Annotated in this window: 4 protein-coding genes and 1 riboswitch; of the genes, 3 read left to right on the top strand and 1 reads right to left on the bottom strand. The window is 70.4% G+C overall.

Annotated elements, in window-relative coordinates:
- Positions 1-196: 196 nt before the first annotated feature.
- Entirely contained in the window at positions 197-1162 is a 966-nt protein-coding gene (locus VIW71_RS21010; RefSeq protein ID WP_331623980.1) for a glucosyl-3-phosphoglycerate synthase, read from the bottom strand.
- A 199-nt stretch (positions 1163-1361) separates the two neighbouring features.
- Positions 1362-1494, top strand: a riboswitch (SAM riboswitch).
- A 17-nt stretch (positions 1495-1511) separates the two neighbouring features.
- Here VIW71_RS21010 and thrC point away from each other — a divergent pair.
- The 3 genes from thrC (at position 1512) to VIW71_RS20995 (ending at position 3852) form a co-directional block, all read left to right on the top strand.
- Complete coding sequence (gene thrC, locus VIW71_RS21005; protein ID WP_331623979.1) at positions 1512-2822, top strand: threonine synthase; 1311 nt, start codon at positions 1512-1514, stop codon at positions 2820-2822.
- Positions 2819-3094 carry a MoaD/ThiS family protein gene (locus VIW71_RS21000; RefSeq protein WP_331623978.1) on the top strand — a complete coding sequence of 92 codons (276 nt, stop codon included), beginning with the start codon at positions 2819-2821 and terminating at the stop codon, positions 3092-3094. Before thrC ends, VIW71_RS21000 begins: the two co-directional genes overlap by 4 nt.
- 554 nt (positions 3095-3648) lie before the next feature.
- On the top strand, positions 3649-3852 hold the full coding sequence (locus tag VIW71_RS20995) for a cold-shock protein (RefSeq protein ID WP_009339379.1): 204 nt from the start codon (positions 3649-3651) through the stop codon (positions 3850-3852).
- Positions 3853-4458 lie beyond the last annotated feature (606 nt).

Genomic DNA, 4458 nt, shown 5'->3' with positions numbered 1-4458 from the left:
CCCGCGGGGTCCCCCCGGCGACGGCGCGGGGAACCCCGCGCCGCCGCCGGGGACCCCACCGGCCCGCGGCCGTCGCGATGACGGCGCGTCTCCGCCCGCGGCGGCGCTGTGCCCGGTCGCGCAGTTCGCCGCCCCGGTGGGGTGCCCCTTCGCGGGCACCCCACCGGTGCGGCGGGTGCGGGCACGGGCGCCCGCGCTACGCCGCACGCCGCGCCATGTACTCGCCGATCTCCAGCATCGGCGGCCGTTCCTGCGTGTCCACCGGATGCGTGCTCGGCACGAACCCCTCGCCGTCGCGGCCGAACTGCGTCAGCTTGGGCCGTACGAGGTGGCCGCGGGCCAGCCTCGACTGCGCGGTGCGGTAGATCGCGGCGGCCATCCGGCCGAGCGCCTGCCCGTCCTGGTGCCGGTGGCGCCGTACGCCGACGTCGACCTGGGCGAGCGCGTCCAGGCCGACCAGGCCGAGCGCGTCGATCAGCATGCCGAGCTCCACGCCGTAACCGACCGGGAACGGCAGCCGTTCCAGCAGCGAGCGCCGGGCCGCGTACTCCCCGCCGAGCGGCTGGACGAAACCGGCGAGCCGCGGCCAGTGCAGGTTGAGCAGCGGGCGCGCGACCAGTTCGGTGACCCGGCCGCCGCCGGCCGGTACGACCTCGGCGCCGGTCTCCAGCGGCCGGTCGTACATCGCCTTGACGAGCTGCACACCGGGGTCGGTGAGCAGCGGGCCGACGATGCCCGACACGAACCGCGGGTCGAACTCGCGCAGGTCGGCGTCGATGAAGCAGACGATCTCGCCGCGGGTGACCAGCAGCGAACGCCACAGCACCTCGCCCTTTCCCGGCACCGCCGGCAGCCGAGGCAGTATCGCGTCCCGCCGCACCACCCGGGCGCCGGCCCGGGCCGCCACCTCGGCCGTACGGTCGCGGGACGCGGAGTCGACCACGACCAGTTCGTCCACCAGCGGCGCGTCCTCGGACATCAGCTCCCGGCGGATGGTCGCCACGATCTCCCCGACCGTGGCCTCCTCGTCGAGCGCGGGCAGCACCACGCTGACCGTGCCCCGCGGGCCCGCGGCGCGCTTCGCGGCGAGCAGCAGGTCGAGCGGTCGGTCCCTGGCAGGCCACGACCGGCGGTCCAGCCAGCGCTCCACTTCATCGAGCACGTGCGCTTCTCCCTGGGTACGGTGGTTTCTGTTCGATTCCCGGCGCGTTGCGGGGCCGTCCGTGATCCATCTCGCGGTACGGACCGCTGTCTCAACCGTTGCGCATGTCGGTTACAGTCTTGAACAACGCGTATGACCACCGCATGCCAGGGGCTCGTATTGCGTCAAAAACGCCCGGACTTCGCGTTCGGTGCCATACCGCTCATCCAGAGGGGCAGAGGGAACGGCCCGTTGAAGCCCCGGCAACCCTCCCGCCGACCGCGAGGTCATCACGGTGGGGAAGGTGCCAATTCCGTCTCGCCGCGCGACCTGCGCCGCGAGGAAGATGAGGAGAAAGGGCCTCGCCACCATGGCTGTGCAGACTGTCGCCGGCACCGCTACCGCCGCATCCGGCATCGACTCCGAGTACGGTACGTCCTTCGGGCCCGCCGCCGCGCTGTCCTGTCGCGAGTGCGGCGCCCGCTTCCCGCTGAGCCCGGTCTTCGCCTGCCAGGAGTGCTTCGGGCCGCTGGAGGTCGCGTACGACCTGCCGCTCGGCGACCCGGAGGGGCTGCGCCGGCGGATCGAGGCCGGTCCGGACAGCATCTGGCGGTACGCGCCGCTGCTCCCGGTTCCCGCGGACGTCGCGGAACGGCCCAACCTCAACCCCGGCTGGACCAAGCTGGTCAAGGCCGACAACCTCGCCCGCGAACTGGGCGTCACCGGCGGCCTCTACGTCAAGGACGACTCCGGCAACCCGACGCACTCCTTCAAGGACCGGGTCGTGGCCATCGCCCTGGAGGCCGCCCGCACCTTCGGCCTGACCACCCTGTCCTGCTCCTCCACCGGCAACCTGGCCGGCGCGGTGGGCGCCGCGGCGGCCCGCGCGGGGCTGCGCAGTTGCGTGTTCATCCCGCACGACCTGGAGGCCGGCAAGGTCGTGATGGCCGCCGTCTACGGCGGTGAACTGGTCGGTATCGAGGGCTCGTACGACGACGTGAACCGCTTCTGCTCGGAGCTGATCGGCGACCCGGCCGGCGAGGACTGGGGCTTCGTCAACGTCAACCTGCGTCCGTACTACGGCGAGGGCTCCAAGACCCTGGCGTACGAGATCTGCGAGCAGCTCGGCTGGCGGCTGCCGGACAACCTGGTCATCCCGATCGCCTCCGGCTCGCAGCTCACCAAGATCGACAAGGGTCTGCAGGAGCTCATCAAGCTCGGGCTGGTGGCGGACAAGCCGTACACGATCTACGGCGCCCAGGCCGAGGGGTGCTCGCCGGTCGCCACGGCGTTCAAGGCCGGACACGATGTCGTACGCCCGGTGAAGCCGGACACCATCGCCAAGTCGCTGGCGATCGGCAACCCGGCGGACGGGCCGTACGTACTGGACATCGCGCGGCGGACCGGTGGCGCGGTCGAGGACGTGAACGACGAGCAGATCGTGGACGCGATCAAGCTGCTGGCCCGCACCGAGGGCATCTTCGCGGAGACCGCGGGCGGGGTGACCATCGGCGTGCTGAAGAAGCTGATCGAGACCGGGCAGCTCGACCCGACCGCCGAGACCGTCGTCCTCAACACCGGCGACGGCCTGAAGACCCTGGACGCGGTGGCGCCCACCACCGGACCCACCGCGATCATTCGCCCCACCCTTGCCGCGTTCCGAGAGGCTGGCCTCGCATGAGTGCTTCTGTTCGTATTCCCACCATTCTCCGTACCTACACCGACGGCCGGGCCGAGGTGCCTGCCGAAGGGGTGACGCTCGCCGAGGTGATCGAGTCGCTGGAGAAGAATCATGCGGGTATTTCCGCTCGGGTTCTCGACGACACCGGAAAGCTCCGTCGTTTCGTGAACGTATATGTCAACGATGACGATGTCCGCTTTTCCGAGGGTCTTGCCACGGTTGTTCCGGACGGCGCCAACGTCTCGATCATTCCCGCGGTCGCGGGGGGTTGAACCGTAACCGGCGGAGTTCTGACACAGATCTGACGTCGCCGGCCGCCGGGCGTGGTGGGCGGACGCGGAAGATGACGAATAGGAGCCGGTTTGTGCCCCGTTTTCCCTTTGTGGGAGGCGGGGCACTGGTCTGTCGGGGCGACTGCGCGCCAGGTCCGACGCGGTTCGGGGGCGGCTGCGGGGCGACGCGGGGACGTTAGTTGAAACCTTGTACAGTTGCCGGGGGCAAGTGTGTCACCCGTGCGGTCACTGCGGCGATTTATCGCCAAATTCACGTGTGAAATGTCGTGTTGGTCTGCTATGTACGGTCCGAGATGACCCGCATTATCGTTTTTTCATGGTCTATTTCCGATGGGTCGCACCAAGAATTCTCGTCCAATTGACCTGTTGCGGTGGGCATCCGTGCAGATACATTCAGCCGCGGTCGACGCGTTCCGGCGCACGCCCCCCAGGGTCCGCACCTGCTGAAGGTAAGGGTCCAAACGGGGGGTGAGGTCTGACCCGGGCCCGCGGAGTGCGGGGCCGCGATAGGGCCAGTAATAGGGGAGTTAGGAATGGCTCAGGGCACCGTCAAGTGGTTCAACGCGGAGAAGGGCTACGGCTTCATCGCGGTCGACGGTGGTGCGGATGTTTTCGTCCACTACAGCGCGATCCAGATGGACGGTTACCGCACCCTCGAAGAAGGCCAGCGAGTCGAGTTCGAGATCTCGCAGGGTCAGAAGGGGCCGCAGGCGGACATGGTCCGACTGGCAGGCTGACATCCCGGCGCGTTCGGCCACCGACGCGACGCATCACGCCGAAAGGCCCGTACCTCATTTGGTACGGGCCCTTCGTGCGAGCACCTTGCCGGCCGGGCTCTCCCGAACCGGCATGCCCCCCGCGCCCCGGACATGGGGCGTCCCGCGCGCCTTGGCCGCCGCCCGTCTTTGCCTGCCGGCTGCCCCGCGCCTTCCGTGCCTCTGAATCCTCGGAGGGCCGGCGCCCGAGCTCGCGGAGCGAGTGAGCAGGAAGACCGACCACGGATGGGTGCCCCTCGCATCCGCCGCCGCGGACGGGACGCGAGACGGCGTTGACCGGCGGTGCCGGACTTCGCGTGACCCAGGGACTCCACGGACTCGGCGTTCCGCCCGCGCGCCGACGCGCACGTCCACCTGCTTCGCGGTGCCGCGCGTCGAGGTGACCTGGGGGCGCGGGCGCCGGCGGGGCGCCGTGGTGCGCGGAGCGGCCGCCGGGCGAGGGCCGGCGCCGCGGCAGGCGCTCGGCGGCGGCCACGTGGATGCTGCAGCCGCGGGCGCGGGCGGGGCGCCGTACAACCGGGGTGGTCCCGCAGGGAGTCGCTTGCACTCGGCAGGGGTGAGTGCTAA

This window comes from Streptomyces sp., from assembly GCF_036524955.1.
GTDB lineage: Bacteria > Actinomycetota > Actinomycetes > Streptomycetales > Streptomycetaceae > Actinacidiphila.
The sequence above is the reverse complement of the archived record's forward strand: the minus strand, read 5'-3'. Positions and strand labels throughout refer to the sequence as shown.